The organism is Millisia brevis NBRC 105863, assembly GCF_001552615.1.
In the GTDB taxonomy this organism is placed as follows: domain Bacteria; phylum Actinomycetota; class Actinomycetes; order Mycobacteriales; family Mycobacteriaceae; genus Millisia; species Millisia brevis.
Map to the genome: position 1 here is coordinate 340,442 of NZ_BCRN01000004.1, position 20,147 is coordinate 360,588.

Sequence of the window (20,147 nt, forward strand, 5' to 3'; positions counted from 1 at the left end):
CCCTACAAAGCCGAGCCCACCGGTTGGGGTGAACGGACGGGTTGGGTGCCCGTCCGGACGGGCTCGGTCAGGCCTGCGGCCCCTTGGCCCGGGCGGCGTCGACCGACTGCAGGGCCTCGCGCAGTTCGGCGAGCCAGTCCTCTTCGTGCTGACCGACCAGGCGCACGCACCACGCCAGCGCGTCGGAGCGGGAACGGGCGACCCCGGCGTCGACCAGGGTGTCCAGGACGCGGCGCTGCGGCTGGCGCAGTCGCGTCATCACCGGAGCGGAGACGTGCGTCCACAGCTCGCCGTACTCGCCGACCCGCACACCCCACGACACCTTGCGCTCGAACCGTGCCTGCGCCTCCCGGGCGATCGCCATGCGCGCCTCGCGGGTGTCCTCCCGGAAGCCGCGGGACCGCCCGGCGCGCTTCTCGTCCAGCTCTGCCTCGCTCTCCTCGCGCCCCTCGGCGCGTTCGACGTCGCCGGGGGAGAGCACCACGACGATCTCCTCCCGATCGACGGTGACCTCCGGCTCGCCGGCGCCGGACCACTCGGCGGGCAGCCGACCTCCGAACCATCCCTGAACCTTCTCGTTTGTAATCATGATTACAACGTTACACCGCAGGTCGGGGTATGTCCGCTGCATTGGATCGCGATCAGGTCCGGGATGATTCGGCCCTTGCTTCTATTGCGTTTCTTGAAATAGGATGTTTCGCATTGTGAGAAACGTAGCTTCGGGAGAAAGCCAACTGATCGAGCGCGCTCTCCGGAGCATTGCCGATCTGCTTCCCGAGTCGTGGTCGGTGCGGGAGCGCCCGGCGGATGCGGGTGGCGGTTCGACGGAACTGATCGACCTGGTCACTCCGGACGGCGAGGTCCGCATCACGTTCGACGTCGAAGCGGTGCGATCGGGTTCCGTCCCGACCGGGTATCTGATGAGCGCATTGCGCGAATCGGTGCGACAAGCCCCCCGTCCGCTGTTGTTCGTAACGGACTATCTCGGGCCGACACTGCGGCGTGCGTTGATCGACGCCCGCGTCAGCTTCGCCGACGGGACCGGGTGGGTTCACCTCGCGGCCGAGGATCCCCTCGTCCTGATCACCGGCGAGGGAGCCTCGCGGTCACCGCGCTCCGGGCGTTCCGCCGCGATCGTGCGCATGAACGGAGTCGCCGTGGGGCGGATCATCCGTCAGTTGGCGGTCGCGACTCCACCCATCGGCGTCCGCGCCCTTGCCGACCGTGCCGCGGTGTCTCCGGGGTCGGTCTCCAAGTTGCTGGCAACCCTGGCCGCCGAGGGCATCGTCGATCGTGACGAACGCGGCGGGGTGGCGGTGGTACGTCGCCGGGAACTCGTGCAGCGGTGGACGCGTGACTACGCCTTTGCCCGGACCAACGTCGACGTCGGGTACTACATCGCCCCACGCGGACTCGACAGGACCCTGGCTCGCCTGCAGGCGGCGTCGCTGCCTGCCGTCCTGACCGGATCGGCCGCGGCACGCCGCCTTCTTCCCGATGGTGTGGTGTCCGTCGTCCCACTTCGTTTGCTGGCGCTCTACACCGATCAGCCGCGGGCCATGGCGGCCGAGCTCGGCTTGATCGACGCGGACCCGGCGACCGCCAACGTCGTCCTGGCCGTTCCCGCCGACCGGGAGATCCTTGCCGCGGCGGATGGTGGCCCGACGCCGGCGCCGGCGGCGATCGTCCTCGCCGACCTGCTGACCCTGCCCAACCGATCCGATGCGGAGGCAGAGCAACTCATCGATGTTCTTGCGCGTGACGACGAGGGGTGGGGGGACCGGCCATGAACGACACGACACCCGAGTACATCGCCGCCCGGCGTGACCGCTGAGGCCATCAAGATCGGTGAGCGCCTCGCGCAGGTCGACAGGCAGCCGGACAGGCTCAAGGAGAAGGATGCGCTCGACGCCTTTCGGCTGCTCCAGGCCATCGAGACCGCCGATCTCGTCCGCGGTTTCGAGGTCCATCGGCAAGACGAGCATGCCGCCCCGGTGACGATCGAGGCCATCGAGGTCTATCGAGCCCACGCTTCCACGCCCGACGGACGCATCGCTAGACTGGCCGCCGATGCCGCCCGAGGCGACATGTCGGTCGCTCCGGCCTGCGCCGCCCTGGTCACCGATCTGCTTGCGGCCCTGCTTCTGTCGCGGCCGACAGAGGCGCCGGCCGGGTAGGGTTCGGCGAATGCCCGCCTTCCTCACCTTTGTCCTGTTGGGCTGGCGGCGCGGATCGGCCTACCCGGCGGCGACGGCCGCCGGGGCGTTCACCAATACGGTGTTCGGGTTCATCAAGGCGGCGATCACGATGGGCGCCGTCGCCGCGGCCGGGGGGACGCTGGCGGGATACGACGCCCTCGACGCCGCCACCTACGCCTGGCTGACCCAGGCGCTGATCGCGCCGGTCTACGTCTTCGTCTGGTCGGACTTCGCCGAGCGCATCCGCACCGGCGACGTCGCCGTCGACCTGGCGCGGCCGGTCGACCCCCAACTCCACTTCCTGGGGATGGACCTGGGGCGGGCGGCCTTCGCGTTGGTACCGCGCGGCGCCCCTCCGCTGCTGGTGGGCGCGGTGGTGACCGGTCTGGCGTTGCCCGCCGAGGTGTTGCCGTATCTGCTCGGCATCGTCAGCCTGGTTCTCGCTGTCGTGGTCTCGTTCGCGGCGCGGTGGTTGCTCAACCTCGCGGCGGTGTGGATGACCGAGATTCGCGGCCCGCTGACCCTGTACATGGTCGCGAGCAACATCTTGTGCGGACTGGTGGTGCCGGTCCACTGGTTCCCCGACTGGTTGGCGATGCTCGCCCGGGCGACCCCGTTCCCGTCGATGCTGCAGGCGCCGGTCGATGTCATCACCGGCCGGGTGACCGGCCTCGACGCCGTCGCGGTGCTCGGCGTGCAGGCGGGCTGGGCGGTGACGCTGCTGGTCGCCGGGCGACTGGTATGGAGACGGGTGGTCAACCGATTGGTGGTGCAGGGTGGCTGATTCCGCGCTCGCGCCCTATGTCGCCGTCCTGCGTTCACGCGTGCGCTCCCAGACGGTGTACCGCCGCTCCTTCGCCCTGGAGGTGGTCGGTTCCGTCGGTGTCGGCATCATCGACCTCGCCGAGCTCTACGTGCTGTTCACCGCGGTCGACTCGCTCGGTGGACTGCGACTGCCCGCCGCGCTGCTGGTATTCGCGATGGCCGCCTTCGCCTTCGGGGTGGCGGACATGGTGATCGGTCACGTCGATCGGACACCTATGTACATCCGCACCGGCGTCCTCGACGCGTTGTTGCTGCGACCGATGCCGGTGCTCGCCCAACTGGCGACCAGCGACCTGCAACTGCGCCGCCTCGGCAGGATCGGCGTGGCGACGATCGCCCTGGCGGTCGCCGTCCATCTGACCGATCTGTCGCCCGACCCGGCGACGATCGCCATGGTGGCGGTCACCCTGATCAGCGGGTCGGTGATCTTCGGGGCGCTCTTCGTCTGCGCGGCGGCGCTGCAGTTCTGGTTGGTCGATGCCGCCGAGGTGGTCAACTCGTTCACCTACGGGGCGAACTACGTCTCCTCGTACTCCGGTGCGCTGCTGACCCTTCCGATGCGCGCCTTCGTCACCTTCGTCATTCCGGCGATGTTCGTCGCCTATCTGCCGACCCTGGCCCTGCTCGGCCTGCCGGGACCGGCGGGTACCCCCGCCTGGTTGGGCTATCTGTCACCGATCGCCGCCGTCGCGGCCTGCTGTATGGCCGGGCTGCTCTGGCGTCTGGGCCTTCGCCACTACACGGGAACCGGATCATGACCGCCATCATCGACACGCGAAACCTCACCCGCACCTTCACCATTCGCGGCGCCGGGCTGCGCCGGGCCCGACGCACCGTCGAGGCGGTGGTCGACCTGTCGGTGACCGTCACCGCCGGCAGCGCGGTCGGCTACATCGGGGCTAACGTTGCCGGCAAGTCGACCACCATCAAGATGCTCTGCGGAATCCTCAGCCCGACATCGGGATCGGTGCGCACCTGCGGCTTGGAGCCGCACCGGCGGCGCCGGGATCTCGCCCGCCGCATCGGCGTGGTCTTCGGGCAGCGCAGCCAACTCTGGTGGGACCTGCCGCTGATCGAATCGTTCGAGGCGCTCGCCGCGATCCACCGGCTCGCCCCCGCGGCCGCCGATCGGCGGCGCACCGAGTTGATCGACCGGCTCGACCTCGGCGACTTCCTCGACACCCCGGTCCGGCAACTGAGCCTCGGGCAGCGGATGCGCGGGGAGGTGGCCGCGGCCCTGCTGCACCGGCCGGAGCTGGTGATCCTCGACGAGCCGACGATCGGCCTCGACGTGCTCAGCAAGGAGCACCTGCGCCGCTTCCTGATCGAGCAGCGCCGCGAGCACGGCACCACGCTGCTGCTGACCACCCACGACATGGACGACGTCGACCGCCTCACCGACCGGGTTCTCGTGGTCGATCACGGCCGGCTGATCTTCGACGGCACCCTGCCCGGTCTGGTCGCCGAGGTCGGCGCGCAGCGCACCCTCGTCGTCGACCTGTCGGGCCCGACGCCGCCGCTGCGGGACGTCCCGAGAACGACTTTCCTCGGATCCGAGTTCGATGGCGCCCGGCAGAGCCTGGGGTTCTCCCCGGAACGCGTCTCGGCCGCCGAGGTGATCGGCGCGGTCGAACGGCGGGCGCCGATCCGGGATCTGAGCATCGTCGAACCGGATATCGAGGACGTCGTGCGGCGGATCTACCGATCCGGTGGGGTGCCGACCGTCCACTCGGGGCCCGTCGAACCGGAGGCGGGCGGCGACCCGGGGACGGGCGCCGACCGGGGGACTACAGGGTCCGGGTGACCTTCTCCTGCTCGGCGCGATGCTCCTGCCGGGCCGGATCGCCGTTGCGCACCTGCACCAGCGACGCCCCGGCCAGCAGCGGCGCCACGAAGCCGGCGATCAGCGCGTCCGCGTCCGACCAGTCGAGGCTCGACAACACCCGATCGCCGGCGCCGATACCCGCCTTCTCCGCCGCGGCCCGGGCGAGGTCGACGATGTCGCCGTCCACCTCGGCGACCGGTCGGCCCGCGCCGGGGGAGGAGGCGAAGCGGTCGCCCTGGAGACGCACCGATCCACCGAAGTCACCGATCCCGACCGGCAGCCCCGGTACCGCCAGGGCGAACGGGTCGAGCGGTACCGCGATCACCTCGTCGGCGTCCGCCCCGGCCGCCGCCTCGGCGGTGGTGAACGCGACATCGACCGGGTCGACGTCGTCGATGTCCCCCAGCGCGGCGACCTCGCCGCCGGCCCACCAGGTGCCGAGCAGGATCACCGCGGTCTGCCAGTGCACCGGCAGGGCGACCGCGACCCGGAAGCCGGGCAGCAGGCCGAACTCGTCGCGCAGCAGATTGGCGGTCTTGGCCGCCCAGTTCGCCAACGTCACCGTCGACAGTTCGGTGCGCTCACCGGTCGCATCGTCGTAGTAGGTCAGCCGGGGCTGCGGGCGCCGATCGGCGGGGACGGCGTCGAGGATCACGTCGGTCAGTGTCTGCTGCACGGGTGTCGATTCTTCCCGGCCCGGTCGCGCCGCCGACGGTCGGGGATCACCCGACTAATTGACGCAGGGCGGCCCGTCGGTGGATGCCACGACCGTGGTGCCGGTCATCTCGGGGACCGAGGAGGTCGCCGAGACGTCCGACGACGCCGAGGAGTCCGACGGAGCCGCGGAGTCGGTCGAGGGCGTACCGATCCCCGGGCCGCTGTAATCGCCGGCCAGCACGACCTGCACCGTGCCGGAGGGCAGCGAGTTGTCCTCCTCGACGGTGACCCCGCCCAGCGCGTCGGCGAGCTCGTTGGCCGCGTCGCGGTCGTCGGAGTTCGCGCGGACCGTAGTCTCCGAGACCGGCGAACCGTCGTTGTTGCCGACGGTGCCGGCGCCGTAGCCCATCCCGGTCAGGGTCTGCGAGACCGTCGCGGCCAGCCCTTCGACACCGCTGTCGTTGGCGACGTCGACCGTCAGCGCGGCGCGCCCGGCGGTCTCCGGCGTCGTGGTCGGATCCTCCCGGTTGACCAGATTCTCGAAGAAGACGCGAACGTCGCCCTGGTTGACGTCGACCACCGATTCGCCGGAGGCGGTGCGCCCGTCCAGATCGACCACCGGAATGGTCTCGAAGTGGACGCTGCCCGCGGCCAGGTTTTGCAGGCGGCTCGCGAAGTCGAGAACGTTCCACTGCGCATCGAGCACCACCGACCGCTCGATCGCCTGCGAGATGCGGCCGACCGCCGCCGGGTCGGTCAGCGTGCGGGAACTGATCGCCGCCCCCGCCAGCGACGCCATGAAGGCCTGCTGCCGCACGATGCGGTCGAGGTCGCCGCGGGGCAGACCGTGGCGCTGCCGCACGAAGCTCAGGGCCTGCGAGCCGTTGAGCCGCTGCGGGCCGGCGGGGAAGTTGGCACCGGAGTACGGGTCGTCGACCGGGTTGTTCAGGCAGACGTCGACGCCGCCGACCGCATCGGTCAGCAGGACGAAGCCGAGCAGGCCGATCTCCGCGTAGCGGTCGACCGAGACGCCGGTCAGGGTTTCGACGGCGTTGAACAGTGCTTCGCGCCCGGCCTCGGTCGCCTGCTGCTCGGCGGCGGTGCCGTCGGTCCCGGCTTCGACGAGCTTGCTCCGGGTCTCCTCGCGCACCGTTCCGTAGATCGAGTTGATCTTGGCCTTGCCGTGTCCGGCGAAGGCAACGTACGAGTCGCGGGGGATCGACACCGCGGTCGCCGACGAACCGTCGGCCGGGATGCGCACCAGAATGATCGTGTCGGTGTTGTTGGAGCCCTCGTCGTCGCCGGCGAAGAGCATCGCCCGTTCCTGGTCGGAGAGCGGGTTGCCGTGGGCGTCGGTGCGGCTGTCGATACCGACGAGCAGGATGTCGATCGCACCGTCGTCGGTGGTGCCCAAGCCCAACCCGGCCGCGGTCGCCAGGTCGGATTGCACACTGTCGACCGTGCTCCAGGCGATGCCGGTCGCGACCATGATCGACACCGCGATCAGGGCGAGGACCACCCGTCCCCGGTGATGTCGTCGACCGGATCCCGCCGGCTTCGTCGGGGTCGGCGTCGCGACGGGTGCGGACCTGCCATCGGGCTCCGGGGGAGGCTGGCCCGCGTTGTGCCGCGGCTGACGATCCTGCACGGCACCACGGTAGCGGCCGGTCGGCCTGTCGTCCGGGAGGCAGGACGGGTGTCAAGATTCCCGATCGTGTCAGACTTCCGGGGTGTCCGAGATTCGTGTGACCGGCGCCGGAGGGCAGGTCGGCCGGTGTCTGGTCCGATTCGGTTCGGGCGGTGGGGTCGTGGGATACGACTCCACCGAGTGGGACATCACGGACCCGACGGCGGCGGCGGACCTGGTGCGCCCCGGTGTGACGATCATCAACTGTGCCGCGTATACGGCGGTCGACGCCGCCGAGACCGATGAGGACACCGCGCGGCGGGTCAACGAGCTCGGCCCCGACGTCCTGGCGCGGGCCTGCGCGGCGGCCGGAGCGCGGCTGATCCACCTGTCGACCGACTACGTCTTCGATGGTGCTTCCGGTGTCGTCGGCGCCGACGGTGTCGCCGGCGCGGCGGCCGTCCCCTACGAACCGGACGACCCGCCGGCGCCGCGTACCGCCTACGGGCGCACGAAGTGGGCCGGTGAGCGGGCGGTCCTCGCGTCGGGGGCGCGGGCGACCATCGTGCGCACCGCCGGCCTGTACACCGGCATCGGCACCGACTTCGTCGCCACGATGCTGCGCCTCGAACGGGAACGCGAGACCGTCGACGTGGTCACCGATCAGGTCACCTCGACGACGTACGCCCCCGACCTGGCCGCCGCGCTGCTCGATCTCGCGGCCCGCGACGTCGACGCCCCGATCCTGCATATGACCAACCCGGGGCCCGTGACCTGGTTCGACTTCGCCCGCGAGATCTTCGCCGGGGTGGGCGCCGACCCCGACCGGGTGCGGCCGACCACCGCCGCGCGCTTCGCCCGCCCGGCGCCCCGACCGGCCTACTCGGTGTTGTCGGATCGGTCCCGTGCGGAGGCCGGGCTGCCGCCGTTACGACCGAGACCGGAAGCACTGGCCGCGGCGCTCGAGGCGGCGTCGGCCGCACGCCGCGGACCCGGCGCCGCGGTCGGAGCGGACGCCGGCACGGCCGGTCGCGGAAAACCGACGGCGGGTACCGACTAGCGTATGCCGAGTGGGTGCGCCGCTGACCGTAGTTACCGTCACGTATTCGCCGGGTGAGCACCTGGCGGAGTTCCTCGACTCCCTGGCCGCGGCTACCTCGCGAGAGGTCGAGGTCGTCCTCGCCGACAACGGGTCGACCGACGGCGCGCCGGAGGGCGCGGCCGAGCGGTATCCGAACGTGCGACTGCTGCGCACCGGGGCGAACCTGGGCTATGGCGGTGGCGCCAATCGGGGGGTCGCCGAGATCGATCACGACGACGCCGAGTTCGTCATCGTCGCCAACCCGGATGTCCGCTGGACCCCCGGCAGCATCGACGAACTGCTGGCCGCCGCCGAACGGTGGCCCCGGGCCGGGTCGCTCGGCCCCCTGATCCGCGACCCCGACGGCACCCGCTACCCCTCCGCGCGGGCCGTCCCCGACCTGGCCACCGGCATCGGACACGCGCTGCTCGGCAACATCCGCCCGTCCAATCGATGGACCGAGCGCTACCGCCGGGACGCCGAGGTTCCCGGTGAGGAGCCGGTGGGCTGGCTGTCCGGCTCGTGCCTGCTGCTTCGGCGGGACGCCTTCGACGCGGTCGGCGGCTTCGACGAGCGCTACTTCATGTACATGGAGGACGTCGACCTCGGCGATCGGCTCGGCCGGGCCGGTTGGCTGAACGTCTACGTGCCGGCGGCGGTGATCGTCCACGACAAGGGGCACGCCGCCGGGCGCCACCCCGAGACGATGCTGCCCGCCCACCATCGCAGCGCCTACCGCTTCCAGGCCGATCGGCACCCGCAGTGGTGGCAGGCCCCGTTGCGGGGTGCCCTGTGGGCCGGATTGGCGGTTCGTTCCCGCCTGGCCGTGGCCGCGGCCCGCAGGTCGCGGGGCGATTAACAATCCCTCGGTCGTGATTCGGACGAACGTTCGAGTCGATCGATGTGGTTCGAACATGCAGAATCGACGGTGTCGACGTTTCGGTCGGCACACGTACTGTGGGGGGAATCCGGTGAGCCCGCGAGAGTTTGCCGGGTCGACAGCCGTGAGAGCGCCATACGGTGTTCCGGCGAAAGGGGTGCGCATATCGTGACCGAAGCTACGCATCAAGCCGTTGGGGAATCGGTCATACCGCCCATCGGGAGTAGGGCGCCCGACGCGGTTGTCCTGGTGGGCGGCAAGGGGACTCGGCTGCGGCCGCTCACCCTGTCGGCGCCGAAGCCGATGCTTCCGACCGCGGGCCTGCCATTTCTGACCCATCTGCTCGCGCGAATTCGCGCTGCCGGAATTACGCACGTGATTCTGAGCACCTCGTTCAAAGCCGAGATTTTCGAGAAGCACTTCGGTGACGGCTCGGAGCTCGGACTGGAACTGGAATATGTCACCGAAACCGAGCCGCTCGGGACCGGTGGCGGAATTCGCAATGTCCTGCCCAAGCTGCGTTCCGACGAGGTCGTGATCTTCAACGGTGACGTGCTGAGCGGCACCGACGTCGGTGCGGTTCTCGATACCCACCGCACCAATTCCGCCGATGTCACCCTGCACCTGGTGCGGGTCGGCGACCCGCGCGCCTTCGGCTGCGTGCCGACCGACGCCGACGGCCGGGTCACCGCCTTCCTGGAGAAGACGCAGGACCCGCCGACCGATCAGATCAACGCGGGGTGCTACGTCTTCAGCCGATCGGTGATCGAGAAGATCCCGAGCGATCGGCCGGTCTCCGTCGAGCGCGAGGTCTTCCCGGCTCTGCTCGCCGACGATCGTCGGCTGTTCGGCTTCGTCGACCACGCCTACTGGCGCGATATGGGCACACCCGAGGACTTCGTGCGCGGCTCGGCCGACCTGGTGCGCGGAATCGCGCCGTCGCCGGCCCTGGAGGGCCCGCGCAGCGAGTCGTTGGTGCGCCCGGGAGCGAGCGTCGCCGACGGTGCCTTCCTGGTCGGCGGCACGGTCGTGGGCCGCGGCGCCGAGATCGCCGGTGGGGCACGCCTGGACGGTGCGGTGATCTTCGACGGCGCGGTCGTCGAGGCCGGCGCGGTGATCGAGCGGTCGATCATCGGCTTCGGTGCCCGGATCGGACCGCGGGCACTGATCCGCGACGCGGTGATCGGCGACGGCGCGCAGATCGGTGCCCGCTGCGAACTGCTGCGCGGCGCGCGGGTGTGGCCCGGAGTCGAGCTTCCCGACGGTGGCTTGCGCTTCTCGACCGACGTCTGAGAGCAGCCCACCGAGGGTCACCGATCGACCGACTCCGGGATACGCAGCGAGCGCACGAGCTCCCGGTACAGCGGGCTGTCGTCGAGCAATCGCTGATGCGTACCGGCGGCGACGGCGCGGCCGGCGTCCATCACGATGATCTGGTCGGCGTCGACGACGGTCGAGAGCCGGTGGGCGATGGTGATCGCCGCGCGGTGCGCGGTGTGCTGCCGGATCACCCGGTGGACGGCCCGCTCCGAGATGCCGTCGACCTGCGCGGTCACCTCGTCCAGCAGCAACACATCGGGCCGGCGCAGCAACGCCCGGGCCAAACCGATGCGCTGCCGTTGGCCGCCCGAGATGCCGGTGTCGTCCAACGTGCTGTCCAGCCCCGCCGGCAGTCCGAACAGGAAGTCGTCGAGGCGCAGATCGTGCAGCACGGCCCGCATCTGTGACTCGGTCGCCTCGGGAGCGGAGAACGCCAGGTTCTCCCGGAGCGTGCCCGGAATCAGCGGGGTCTCCTGTTCCACATAGGCGAGGCGGCGACGCACACCCGAGGGGCCGAGCGTGGTCGACGCGGTCCCTCCGAGCAGGATCGTGCCCTCGGCCGGTTCGAGGAACTGCAGGATCAGCGACAACACCGTCGTCTTTCCCGCGCCGGAGGGTCCGACGATCGCGGTATGCCCCCGCGCGGGAACGGTCAGCGACAGCCCGTCGACCACGATCGGCCCGTCCGGCGTGTAGCGGGCCGACACGCCCCGGAACTGGACGGCCGGCTCACGATCGTCGCGATCCTCGGATGCCGGGGCGGCGTCGGGCGTGATCGCCTCCACCGGCAGGGCGCGGATATCGCGGACCCGGCCGGCGGCGGCGATTCCGGCCTGCAGGGTGGTCAGATGCTGGGCCAATTCGGTGACCGGCCCCAGCAGCCCGAACGCGTAGAGCAGGAAGGCGATCAGGGTCGACACCGTGATCGCACCCTCGGCGACGCGCCAGGCGCCGAAGCCGAGGATCACGATGATCGCCGCCTGCATACCGGCCAGCCCGATACTCCAGGCCAGTGCCTCGCGGCGGACGGCCGCGATGCTGTGATCGCGCGCCTCGACGGCGTGCTCGATCACCCGGTCGATCCGGCGCTCCTCGGCGCCGGCGACCTTCACGGTCTTGATCGCCCGCAGCGTGCCGTCCAACTCGGTGCCGAGCCGGCCCAGCGAGGCCTGCGCCCACTCCTGCAGCCGGCCGATCGCGGGAACGAGCACCGCGAAGATGGCCCCGATGATGACCACCGCGGTCACGGCGGCCACGGTCAACGGGGTGTCGAGCACGAACATCAAGGTCAGGGTGCCCGCCAACATGATGAAGCCGTTGACCAGGCCGACGAGGCTCGACGACGCCGCTTCGCGCAGCAGCACCGTGTCGCTGGTGACCCTGGTCAGCAGGTCTCCTCGCGGCCGCTGCAGCAGCGGCAACACCCGCGCGCGGATCATCCGACCGATCATCTCCGCGCGGGCGTCGAAGACGATGGCCTCGGCGAACGTCCCGAGCAGTACCCACTGCCACCAGCTGACCGCGGTCCCGGCGATCAGCAGGCCCACCAGCAGCAGGATCGGCCACAGGATCGATCCGCCCACCGCGAGCTCGTCGAGGATCCACTTCGTCGCGAGTGGATTGGCCAATTCCGTCGCCGACACCACCAGTCCCAGCACGAGGGCCAGCGCCAACGCGCCCCTGTGTGGGCGCGCGAACGACCACAGGATCCGCCATCGAGACCAAGAATTCGAACCGGTCATTTCCTAATGGGACACCACTGTCCTATTTTTGGTCAACGGGATTTACTGGGGACGTGGAGGTCGGCCGATGACGGAGAGCGCGACGCGGGAACGGACCCGCCGCGCGGTCCTGGCGGCCGCCATCGACATCCTGCGTGAGGATCCCGCGGCGTCGATGGCGCAGGTGGCCGCCGGTGCGGGTGTGGCCCGTAGCACCCTGCACCGCTACTACCCGGATCGGCCCGCGTTGATCGCCGGTATCGAGGACTTCGTCGCCGGCGTCTACGAGAGCGCGCTGGACGCGGCGCGGGTCGACGAGGGGAGCGCCGCCGACGCGCTGCGCCGCGCGGTCGGGGAATTGATCGAGCAGATGCAGATCCTGGCGTGGTGGCTGGACGTCGACGATGACGGGAACGATGCGCGACTCGAGGCCGTCGTCGCGCGCGGTCACCGCGACGGCTCCGTCGACCCGGCCATGGATGTCGCCTGGATCGAGGCGATGCTCTGGTCGGGCCTGTGGTCGGCGCACTATCTCGTCCGATCGGGCACGTATCGGATGCCGGAGGCCCGGGACCTGTGCATCCGCACCTTCGCGAAGGTCATCACGCCGTAGGAGAGACGTTCCCGGGCGCTGCCGCCGAGCCGTCCGGGCCGCCGTATGGCGGTATGTCCGGGGAGGGGGACAACTCACAGTCCGTCCGGTCGACGCCGATCGGTTCTGCGGCAATCATGGGCGAGATGGACGCCATCGTGATCGGAGCAGGGATAGCCGGGGTCTCCCTGGCCTACGAGTTGTCGGCCGACCGCGAGGTCGTGTTGCTGGAGGCGGAGTCCTCCCCGGCCACGCATACCACCGGCCGTTCCGCCGCGACCTGGATCGGCAGCTACGGTCCGCCGATCGTCCGCCGGTTCGCGGCCGAGAGCCTGCCGCTGCTGCTCGACCCGCCGTTCGAGACCGACGGTCCGGTCGCCACGCCGATGTCCTGCCTGTGGATCGGCATCAACGGCCGCGACGACGACGTCCGACGGCTCGCGCAGGACACCGGGTCGACCCTGGTGGACGGCGCCGAGGCCGAACGGCTCTGCCCGGTCCTGCGACCGGGCGCCGTGGCGGTTGCCGCCTGGGACGAGACCGCCAAGGATCTCGACGTGATGGGCCTGCACCAGGGCTATCTGCGGGCCTTCCGCGCGCGCGGCGGCACCCTGGTCACCTCGGCCCGGGTGGTCGAGGCGGCGCGCGACGGCGCCGACTGGGTGGTGACCACCACGGCCGGGGACGTCTTCCGCGCCCCGCTGGTGGTCAACGCCGCCGGCGCCTGGGGTGACATCGTCGGCGCCGTCTTCGGCGCGGAGCGGCTGCGCCTCGAGCCCCGGCGTCGGACGATCTTCCAATCGCCGACCCGCGCGGATCTGACGGGCGTGCCGTTCACCGCGGGCATCGACGACGGCTTCTACTTCAAGGCGGAGGGCGACACGGTCCTCTGCTCGCCGCAGGACGCCACCCTGCAGGAACCGGGCAGTCCGCGCCCGGACGAATTGGAGATCGCCCGGGCGATGGAGGCGGTCAACGAGGTCACGACGCTCGGGCTGCGCAGCGTGCGCACCTCCTGGGCCGGGCTGCGTACCTTCGCCCCCGACGGGAACCCGGTCGTCCGCTGGGACGAGAAGGCGGAGGGCTACTTCTGGTTCGTCGGACAGGCGGGGTACGGGATCCAGATGGCGCCGGCCCTCGCCCGCCACGGCGCCGAGTTGATTCGCGCCGCCTGACCGACGCTGCCCGACCGCCGACGCCGCCCGACCGACTCGCGCCGTCGGAGTTTGCCCTACCCGAGCAGGCCCGCCACGACCGCCCGCTTGTCGACCTTCCCGACGGCGGTGATCGGCAGGGTCGACACGTGTCGCACCTCGTCCGGGATCATGAACGTCGCCACGCCCCGGTCGAGTAGGAAGGCCCGCACGTCGGCGAGGTCGAGATCGGCGCGGTCGGAAATGACGGCCGCGCAGATGCGTTCACCGAGGGTGGGGTCGGGCAATCCGACCACCGCCACCCGACGAATCCGCGGATGCGCCAGCAGCAGGTCCTCGACATCATCGGCCGCCACGTTCTCGCCGGCCCGCACGATCGTGTCCTTGATCCGGCCGGTCACCGCGATTCGCCCCGACGGCAACCGTCGCACCTTGTCACCGGAGCGGTAGAAGCCGTCCGGGGTGAACGACCGTCGGTTGTGGTCCTCGGCCCGGTAGTAGCCGCGCAGGGTGTACGGCCCGCGGGTCAGCAGTTCACCCTCGTCCACCTCGGTGCCGTCGGCGTCGACCACCCGGATCTCGTCCAGCGTGCTCATCGGGGTCACCTGCGCGCCCACCACCGTCTCGGGGTCGTCGTCGAGTTCGGTGGTGCAGATCAGCCCCTCGGCCATCCCGAAGACCTGCTGCAGTCGGCACGGCCAGGCGTCGAGGATCGCCCGCGCGTCCGCCTCCGCCAGCCGCGCACCACCCACCTGCATCAGCCGCATCGACGACAGATCCGCCGGCTCCCATTCGGTGGCGGCCGTCCACACCTGCGCCAGGGCCGGGACGAGCGCCACGACGGTCACGCCGTATTGCTCGATCAGGTCGAGGGCATTGTCCGGTGCCGGGTCGTCGGTCAGCACGACGTGCGCGCCCAGGCGCAAGGCGCCGAGGAATCCGGGGCAGGCGAGTGGGAAGTTGTGTGCGGCCGGGAGAACCACCAGGTAGGTATCGGCGGCCGAGAGTCCGGTCACCTCGGTCGCCCGTTCGATGTTGTACCGGTAGTCGTTGTGGGTGCGCGGGATCAGCTTCGGCAGACCCGTCGTGCCGCCGGAGACCAGGAAGACGGCGGGGGTGTCCGGATCCGCGCGGTGACCGTCCTCGGGGCCGGAAGCGGCGCCCGAGTCGGTCTCGGCATCGATCGTCAGGTCCGGGGGAGGCGCAAACGCGCCCGGATCGCCCTCGACCCACACAAAGCGGACCGAGGGCACCCGGCCGAGCAGGTCGGCGGCCAGCTCCCGATAGTCGAACCCCGCCGCCCGGTCGTGACAGATATATCCCACCGCGCCGGCCACCTCGGCGAGATGCGCGATCTCGGTGATGCGGTGGGCGGGAAGTGTCAGTACCGGCACCGCGCCCGCCCGCAGCAGACCCAACAGGTTGACCACGAGGGCCACCGAGTTGACGCATTGCAGGACGACCCGGTCGCCGGGTTGCAGTCCTGCGGATCGAAACCCGGCGGCGCGGCGCCGGGCGGCGGCCTCCAACTCGGCGAACGTCAGCCGCTGGGCGCCGTCCGTCACCGCCGGAGCAGCTCCGGGACTGCCGACCACCGACCAGAGCGGTTGGTTCGCCCAGATGTCAAGAGCGCGATAGGAGTCGGCGGAACGCGGCGGATGCGGAAGGAATCCGTCGATCACATCGTCGGGGCTCGTGGACGCGTACACCATGCCAGCAGATTAGCTTAGGATAAGCTACGTAATCGCCGTTGAGGATCGAAAAGGTTCGAAACGGTATCCGCGTGGGTGCGACTGGCCCCGCGAATGCCAGAGGGGAAACGGTGATGACGACGATCATCGACGGCCCGAGCGTCCGTCATGCCTTGCGTGCCAATCGGATCGCATCCGCGTGGGCGGCATCGGGCATATGTGACGACTACGTGGTGTACGAGCGTGACCAGCACTGGTCGTTCGCCGGTGGGCGACGGATCTCGATCGTGCTGACGGCCGCGGAGGTGATCGTCGACAACGGCCGCGAACGTCGATCGACGTCCTGGACCGGTAGCCCGGCGCGGCAGCTGGAGTCGGTGATCGCCACCCGTGTCCCATCCTCCGCCCGACTCGTCGGTTGGGTGGGATTCGACTTCTGCGCAGCAGAATTCGGACTATTGGGACACATTCCGCGCAGTCAGGTGCTCGCGCATCTGATCGTTCCCGAGTTCGAGGCCGTCGTCACGCCGACGGGGGTGACCATCGACGGCGCCGACGCGCGGACCGAAGCGATCCTGCGTGCGATCGCGGAGACCGCCGATGTGCCGGTCCCGTCGGACGACACCTGTGTCGGTGTCGATCTCGATCGGGGCGCAGGGCGGTATCGGGACGTCGTGAGCCGGGCGGTCGACGAGATTCGGGCGGGCCGCTACCGCAAGGTGGTGCTCGCCCGGCAGGTGGAGATCCCCGTCGATGTCGACATCCCGGCGACCTATCGCCGCGGGCGGGCCGCGAACACCCCGGCCCGGTCCTTCCTGTTGCGTCTCGACGGTCTGGAAGCCGCCGGATTCAGCCCCGAATTGGTCGCCGCGGTCCGAGCCGATCGCACGGTGGTCGCCGAGCCGCTGGCCGGCACCCGGGCGTTCGGGGTCTCGGAGGATCTCGACCGTCGCGCACGTGCCGAGTTGGAGACCGACATGAAGGAGATCGCCGAACACGCGTTGTCCGTGCAGACCGCCTTCGACGAGGTGGCGGCGGTCGCGGCGCAGGGCACCACCGCCGTGACCGATTTCATGCGGGTCCGCGAACGCGGCAGCGTGCAGCATCTCGGGTCGACGGTCACCGGCACGCTGAGCGAACGGCTCGGACCATGGGATGCGCTGGCGGCGTTGTTCCCGTCGATCACCGCGTCCGGCACGCCGAAACGCGCTGCCGTCGACGCGATCTACCGATACGAGGGACGCCCCCGCGGGCTCTACTCGGGGGCGGTCGTCACCGTGACCCCGGCGGGCGACTTCGAAGCGACGTTGGCTCTGCGCACCGTCTTTCGCCAGAACGGGCGGTGTTGGCTCCAGGCCGGGGCCGGCATCGTCGAGCAGTCGGAGCCGGAGCGCGAATTCCGCGAGACCTGCGAGAAGCTCGGAAGTGTCGCGCCCTATCTGGTGCCGCACCGGCCGCCGGCGGAGCGCACCGCATGACCGGTATTCCGGCGGGTTCGGTAGCGGCGCCCACCCCGTGGCAGCGTCATATGTGGCTGTCCCAGCGGGTGCGCGCCGGCCGCGTCGACCTGAACGCCGGTGCGGCCGTGTATCTGTCGGGTCCGCTGGATGTCGATGCCCTCGATCGGGCGATCCGCCGGGTCGCCGACCGGCATCCGCTGCTGCGCTCGCATTTTCCGGCCGACGCCACCGGGATGCCGCGTCGCGTCGTGGCCGCGACATCCGATGGTCCCCAACGCACCTCCCTGGTCGACGAGCCATCGATCGGCCCGGATGATCCGCGGGTGCGGCTGCGGGTGCGGCGCCTGTTTCATCACGTCTTCGATCCGACCGGGCAGGCGCCGCTGCGCTCGGAGCTGATCGACCTCGGCGGCGGTCGGTACGTGCTGGCGGTCGTCGCTCACCATCTCGCCTGCGACGAACCGGGTATCGGCTGGTGGTTCGAGCAGGTTGCGGCAGGCTATCGGGCGGATACCGGATCGGCCGATGCGGACGCCGTCGACGTCACGACGGTGCCTGCGGTCCCGTCCCCGTCGGCCCCGTCCGGAGGTGCACCGCGCCTGCCCGCGTCCGAGCTGGTCTTTCCCGAGTTGGTCTTCCCCGGGGAGGACCCCACCCGCCGAATGGTGGGGCGCTCCGCCGCCGTCGACATCCCTCTGTCCCGTGACGCGGTGGACGGACTCGATCGTGCCTGCGCGCGGACGGATGTCACGCCCGCCGCAGCCGTCGCCGCGGCCGCGATCATCACGGTCGGTCGACTCTGCGGGACCGAGGACCTCGCGGTGGCGACATCGTTGTCGGGGACCGGCGCCACCCCGCCGGGGGCCGCAGTTGCGACGGCACACTGCGTGATCGATCGCCACGCCCGCGTGGACGACGCCGTGCGCGCGGTCGGCCGTGCACTGTCGGCGCCGCCCGCCGCCCCGGTCGATCCCGAATCGGGACTCGGAACACGGCGAGCACCAACGGATGTCGACGTCCGGCTGCGCGCGGTGCACCACCGGACGATCGATCCGAGCTTCGCGGACGATGTCCGGGTGCGGGTGCTCACCACCGACACCGGACACACCGCCCACCCGCTGACCGTCGACATCGGCCCCGACCTGCGGCTGCTGCACGATCCCTCGGTGGTCTCCGGCCCGGTGGCCGCGGCTGCGGCCGAGGCGACGGCACTCCTGCTCGAGGCCTTTGTCGACGGTTCCGATCGAGCCGTGATCGACGTGCCGACCGCCGGCGCCGCCACGCGCGATCGGATGCTCGCCCGCTCCCACGGCCGCCCGACCCCGATCCCGTCCACCACCGTCCTCGAGGCGGTCGCCCGCCGGCTGCACGACGATCCGACGGCGGAGGCGGTCATCGACGCCTCGCGCACCGCCGACCGCGCGGGGCTCGATCACGACAGCCGGGTCCTGGCGCGACGGCTGCACCGCGCGGGTGTCCGAGCGGGCGCGGTCGTGGCGACCCTGCTCGATCCCTCGGTCGAGATGGTCGCGGCCGCCCTGGCGATCCTGCGGATCGGCGCGGTGTACCTCCCGATCGATCGGCGCGCGGACCCGGCGGTGGTGGCTCGGCTGTTCGAGCGGGCCCGCCCGGATGCCGTGGTGGTCGAGGAGCGGGATGACGTCCCCGCATCCGTGGCCGTGCCCGTGGTGGCGATCGGCGAGCAGGCGGTGAACGACGCTCCGCCGAGCTCGGCCGTCGACGCCGTGATCCACCCCGGCCGGACCGCCTACCTGGTGCCGGCCCGCGCCGACGCGGCGGACCCACCGCTGGTGGCGATCTCCCACGGCGCGCTCGCCGAATATGTCGGCTGGCTCGGGCGACTGGTCGACCTGCAACCGGACGAATCCGTGCTCCAGGTCGCCCCGGCGGGATTCGACGTCGGTATCGCCGAGATCTTCGGCTGCCTGACCGGCGGCTTCCGGTTGGTGATCCCGCAGGTCGACCGCGCACAGGACATGGGCTACCTCACCGACCTGATCGGCCGCCACCGTGTCGCCACGATGCACGTGGTGCCGTCCCAGCTGGTCAACCTGCTCGCGCAGCGCGGCATCGAGCGATGGACGTCGTTGCGCTGCATTCCGGTCGGCGGCGAACCGCTCCCGGCGCGCCTGGCCAACCGGTTCACCGCCGGCTTCGACGCGACCCTCCACAACTTCTACGGCGTCACCGAGATGACCCTGGCCGCCGGACATCACGAGGTGACGGCCGCATCCGGACACGGTTTCGTCCCGATCGGCGGTCCCAAGGACAACACCCGGATTCTGGTCCTCGACGACCGTCTCCGACCGGTATCCGAGGGCATCATCGGCGATATCTACGTCGGCGGCAGCCAGTTGGCCACCGGCTACCACCGGCAATCGGCCGCTACCGCCGCCCGATTCATCGCCGACCCCTTCCGGGCGGGAAGTCGACTGTTCCGAACGGGTGACCGCGGACGCTGGACCGACCAGGGCCTGGACTACTGCGGTCGCGACGACCACCTGGTCGTGGCGGGGCGGCCGGTACCGCGTCGCGAGGTCGAACGCGTGGTGGCCGATACGCTCGACGCCCGCACGGCGGTGGTGGATCTGGTCGGCCCGCGCGACATGCTGGTCGCCTGGGTGGTCGACCCGAGCGAGGACGTGGCGGACGCGACCGTTCGCGAACGCCTGGCGACCGTGCTGCCCGATCACATGGTTCCCGCCGTCGTCGTTGCGCTCGAACGGATTCCGTTGACCGCGACCGGCACCATCGACCGCGCCGGCCTGCCGATCCCCGAGGCGCCGATCCCCGCACCCGGCCGATCGGCACGCACGCCGACGGAACGGCGCATCTGCCGGATCGTCGCCGAGGTCGCCGGCCGCACCGTGCACCTGGACGACTCGGTGTCCGGGCTCGGTTGGGGGCCGGTGACGGTCACCGAACTCGCCAGCCGGCTGTCCGCGGAGTTCGGGACCACCGTCGGTACCGACGATGTGCTGCGGTGGTCCACCCCGGCCGCGATGGCCGCCGCGATCGACACGGCAACGCTGGCCGCGGCGGTCGATCCGGTGACCACCGGCCCGATCCCGCGCCGCTCGACCGACGACGATCCG

16 protein-coding genes and 1 pseudogene are annotated in these 20,147 nt (G+C 70.7%); 12 read left to right on the forward strand and 5 right to left on the reverse strand.

Going from position 1 to position 20,147, the window contains the following annotated elements:
* Nucleotides 1-67: 67 nt before the first annotated feature.
* Complete coding sequence (gene abmR, locus MB1_RS08120) at nt 68-589, reverse strand: ATP-binding transcription factor AbmR (protein ID WP_066905505.1); 522 nt, start codon at nt 587-589, stop codon at nt 68-70.
* Between the two features lie 115 nt (nt 590-704).
* On the opposite strand from abmR, the gene MB1_RS08125 reads away from it, so the two are divergent.
* The 5 genes from MB1_RS08125 to MB1_RS08145 are packed head-to-tail and all read left to right on the forward strand — an operon-like array spanning nt 705 to nt 4,827.
* On the forward strand, nt 705-1,790 hold the full coding sequence (locus MB1_RS08125) for a helix-turn-helix domain-containing protein (protein ID WP_218000202.1): 1,086 nt from the start codon (nt 705-707) through the stop codon (nt 1,788-1,790).
* A gap of 33 nt (nt 1,791-1,823) precedes the next feature.
* The gene (locus tag MB1_RS08130) at nt 1,824-2,177 is read left to right on the forward strand and encodes a hypothetical protein (protein WP_066905507.1); all 354 of its coding nucleotides are present in this window, start codon (nt 1,824-1,826) and stop codon (nt 2,175-2,177) included.
* Nucleotides 2,178-2,187: 10 nt separating this feature from the next.
* Nucleotides 2,188-2,982: an ABC transporter permease gene (locus tag MB1_RS08135; protein ID WP_066905509.1), complete on the forward strand. Its 795-nt coding sequence runs from the start codon at nt 2,188-2,190 to the stop codon at nt 2,980-2,982.
* Nucleotides 2,975-3,781, forward strand: a complete 807-nt coding sequence (locus MB1_RS08140; RefSeq protein WP_066905511.1) for an ABC transporter permease — start codon at nt 2,975-2,977, stop codon at nt 3,779-3,781. Before MB1_RS08135 ends, MB1_RS08140 begins: the two co-directional genes overlap by 8 nt.
* Entirely contained in the window at nt 3,778-4,827 is a 1,050-nt protein-coding gene (locus MB1_RS08145) for an ABC transporter ATP-binding protein (RefSeq protein WP_084351169.1), read from the forward strand. Before MB1_RS08140 ends, MB1_RS08145 begins: the two co-directional genes overlap by 4 nt.
* On the opposite strand, the gene MB1_RS08150 is transcribed toward MB1_RS08145, so the two are convergent.
* Nucleotides 4,811-5,524: a TIGR03089 family protein gene (locus tag MB1_RS08150; protein ID WP_066905513.1), complete on the reverse strand. Its 714-nt coding sequence runs from the start codon at nt 5,522-5,524 to the stop codon at nt 4,811-4,813. The two genes, MB1_RS08145 and MB1_RS08150, sit on opposite strands and share 17 nt — an antisense overlap.
* A 54-nt stretch (nt 5,525-5,578) precedes the next feature.
* Complete coding sequence (locus MB1_RS08155) at nt 5,579-6,994, reverse strand: LCP family protein (protein ID WP_066905687.1); 1,416 nt, start codon at nt 6,992-6,994, stop codon at nt 5,579-5,581.
* A 241-nt stretch (nt 6,995-7,235) separates the two neighbouring features.
* On the opposite strand from MB1_RS08155, the gene rfbD reads away from it, so the two are divergent.
* The 3 genes from rfbD (at nt 7,236) to manB (ending at nt 10,386) form a co-directional block, all read left to right on the forward strand.
* Entirely contained in the window at nt 7,236-8,192 is a 957-nt protein-coding gene (rfbD, locus tag MB1_RS08160; protein ID WP_084351171.1) for a dTDP-4-dehydrorhamnose reductase, read from the forward strand.
* A gap of 10 nt (nt 8,193-8,202) precedes the next feature.
* Nucleotides 8,203-9,072 (forward strand): glycosyltransferase family 2 protein, encoded by an 870-nt coding sequence (locus tag MB1_RS08165; protein ID WP_066905515.1) that lies wholly within the window; start codon nt 8,203-8,205, stop codon nt 9,070-9,072.
* Between the two features lie 237 nt (nt 9,073-9,309).
* Complete coding sequence (manB, locus tag MB1_RS08170; protein ID WP_066905689.1) at nt 9,310-10,386, forward strand: mannose-1-phosphate guanylyltransferase; 1,077 nt, start codon at nt 9,310-9,312, stop codon at nt 10,384-10,386.
* Between the two features lie 17 nt (nt 10,387-10,403).
* Here manB and MB1_RS08175 read toward each other — a convergent pair whose 3' ends face one another.
* On the reverse strand, nt 10,404-12,086 hold the full coding sequence (locus MB1_RS08175; protein WP_245650090.1) for an ABC transporter ATP-binding protein: 1,683 nt from the start codon (nt 12,084-12,086) through the stop codon (nt 10,404-10,406).
* 136 nt (nt 12,087-12,222) lie between these two features.
* Here MB1_RS08175 and MB1_RS08180 point away from each other — a divergent pair, with 136 nt between their 5' ends.
* On the forward strand, nt 12,223-12,747 hold the full coding sequence (locus MB1_RS08180; protein WP_066905517.1) for a TetR family transcriptional regulator: 525 nt from the start codon (nt 12,223-12,225) through the stop codon (nt 12,745-12,747).
* 125 nt (nt 12,748-12,872) lie between these two features.
* Nucleotides 12,873-13,901: an NAD(P)/FAD-dependent oxidoreductase gene (locus tag MB1_RS08185; RefSeq protein ID WP_169801622.1), complete on the forward strand. Its 1,029-nt coding sequence runs from the start codon at nt 12,873-12,875 to the stop codon at nt 13,899-13,901.
* 56 nt (nt 13,902-13,957) lie between these two features.
* Here the strand turns inward: MB1_RS08185 and MB1_RS08190 are convergent, their stop codons facing one another.
* Nucleotides 13,958-15,592 (reverse strand): (2,3-dihydroxybenzoyl)adenylate synthase, encoded by a 1,635-nt coding sequence (locus tag MB1_RS08190; RefSeq protein WP_066905521.1) that lies wholly within the window; start codon nt 15,590-15,592, stop codon nt 13,958-13,960.
* 113 nt (nt 15,593-15,705) lie between these two features.
* Here MB1_RS08190 and MB1_RS08195 point away from each other — a divergent pair, with 113 nt between their 5' ends.
* Together MB1_RS08195 and MB1_RS24965 are read left to right on the forward strand one after the other, a co-directional pair.
* Nucleotides 15,706-17,049, forward strand: a complete 1,344-nt coding sequence (locus MB1_RS08195; RefSeq protein WP_066905523.1) for a salicylate synthase — start codon at nt 15,706-15,708, stop codon at nt 17,047-17,049.
* Nucleotides 17,046-20,057, forward strand: a pseudogene (locus MB1_RS24965) (AMP-binding protein); the annotation flags it as partial. The gene MB1_RS08195 and the pseudogene MB1_RS24965, both read left to right, overlap by 4 nt.
* Between the last annotated feature and the right edge of the window lie 90 nt (nt 20,058-20,147).